The organism is Stenotrophomonas maltophilia group sp. Smal32 (assembly GCF_030237085.1).
GTDB lineage: Bacteria > Pseudomonadota > Gammaproteobacteria > Xanthomonadales > Xanthomonadaceae > Stenotrophomonas > Stenotrophomonas maltophilia_Q.
Window position 1 is genome coordinate 1,086 of sequence record NZ_JASJSI010000188.1, and the last position, 1,576, is coordinate 2,661.

A 1,576-nucleotide genomic window follows, 5' to 3' on the forward strand; every position below is an offset into this window, starting at 1 on the left:
AAAATATATTAGCGGGTGGGCTTTGGACGCGTAAAAAAGGGGGGCCCCCCGGGGGCCCGAGGTTATGTTTATTAAAAAGCAAACAATACCGGAATGTTTTTTTTTTTGTAAAGTTTTGTTTTTAGTGTTTTTGGGGGCGGGCGGCGGCGCGCCCCAGCGGGGGGGGGCCCCCCCGCGCCCGCCACTACCATCCCGCTACGGCGTGGCCTTGCGCACGGTCAACGTTGCGCTCGCTTCGCTCCCCCCTTCCAGCTGCAGCCGCAGCGGCAGCGCCTGCCCTTCCTTCAACGCGCCCTTGCCCTGCATCAGCATCAGGTGCAGGCCACCGGGCTTGAGCTCGGCACGCGCGCCCGGTGCCAATGGCAGGCGTTCAATGGCCCGCATCCGGCTGACCCCGTCGACGATCGTGGTCTCGTGCAGCGACACATCTCCGAAGCCACTGCTGGCCGCGCCAGTGATCACCACCGCCTTGCTGCAGCCGTTGTGGATCACGCCGTAGCCGGCGGTCATCGGCATCGCCGGATTCGGTGGCAACCGCGCCCAGCCCTGCTCCACCGTGACGCAGCCAGATTCCGCGGCCGAGGCCGATGCTGCGGCCGCACACAGAACCAACAGTACGCCAACGAATGGTTTGGTTATCATCGCCCAGGTTCCTTCTTCGCAACGAGACCGCAGCATGACGACGCTCATCGAGGTGATCAACCATGGCCCCATCCGCGAACTGCGCCTGGCGCGGCCGCCGGTCAACGCACTGGACACCGAACTGTGCCGGCAGTTGATCCATGCCATCGAGCTGGCCATGGTCGAAGACGCGCACGGCATCGTGCTGTCGGGCAGCGAGCGCATCTTCACCGGCGGCATGGACGTGCCGCACCTGCTCTCGCATGGCGATGACAAGCACAAGCTGCAGGACACCTGGAACGCCTTCTTTGGCGCCGTGCGCACGCTGGCCGAAAGCCGCATCCCGGTGGTCGCGGCGATCACCGGCCACGCCCCGGCCGGCGGCTGCGTGCTGGCCCTGTGCTGCGACTACCGGGTGATGGCGCGCAGCGCCGATCCGTCGCGGCCGTATGCCATCGGCCTGAACGAAGTCCAGGTCGGCCTGATCGCACCGGAGGGCATCCAGCGCCTGTTGCGCCGTGCGGTGGGGGTGCACCGTGCCGGCGTGCTGCTGACCACCGGCTCGCTGGTGCCGGCCGAACAGGCGCTGCAGATCGGCCTGGTTGATGAACTGGCCGAAGGCGACCTGGTGGTGGCGCGCGCCATCGCCTGGCTGCAGAACCTGATCAAGCAGCCGCGCCAGCCGATGCTGCTGACCCGCGCCATCGCCCGCGCCGACCTGCACGAAGCGCTGCACCCGGACCTGATCCAGCTGGACCGCTTCGTCGAGGCCTGGTTCGCCCCGGATGCACAGAACGCGCTGCAGGCCCTGGTGGCGCGCCTGGGCAAGTAAATGTAGTGCCGGCCGCTGGCCCGCAACCGCAGGCCGCCCAAGACGAAGATGAGGCTGGTGGCCACCGGCCGGCACTACCCAAGATCGGCCACCCCCCGGCATCGGGGGCACATTCCGTTCGCC

General features: G+C 67.1%; 2 protein-coding genes. One reads left to right on the plus strand and one right to left on the minus strand.

Annotated features, from left to right (window positions below):
• Positions 1–195 precede the first annotated feature (195 nt).
• Positions 196–642 (minus strand): copper chaperone PCu(A)C, encoded by a 447-nt coding sequence (locus tag QRO91_RS22040; RefSeq protein ID WP_049427658.1) that lies wholly within the window; start codon positions 640–642, stop codon positions 196–198.
• Between the two features lie 34 nt (positions 643–676).
• Between QRO91_RS22040 and QRO91_RS22045 the strand changes: the two genes are divergently transcribed.
• Complete coding sequence (locus QRO91_RS22045) at positions 677–1,453, plus strand: enoyl-CoA hydratase/isomerase family protein (protein WP_049427659.1); 777 nt, start codon at positions 677–679, stop codon at positions 1,451–1,453.
• Positions 1,454–1,576 lie beyond the last annotated feature (123 nt).

Coding starts and splice junctions, on each gene's coding strand:
- QRO91_RS22040 (WP_049427658.1), bottom strand. CDS start 642: ATGATAACCAAACCATTCGTTGGCGTACTGTTGGTTCTGTGTGCGGCC.
- QRO91_RS22045 (WP_049427659.1), top strand. CDS start 677: ATGACGACGCTCATCGAGGTGATCAACCATGGCCCCATCCGCGAACTG.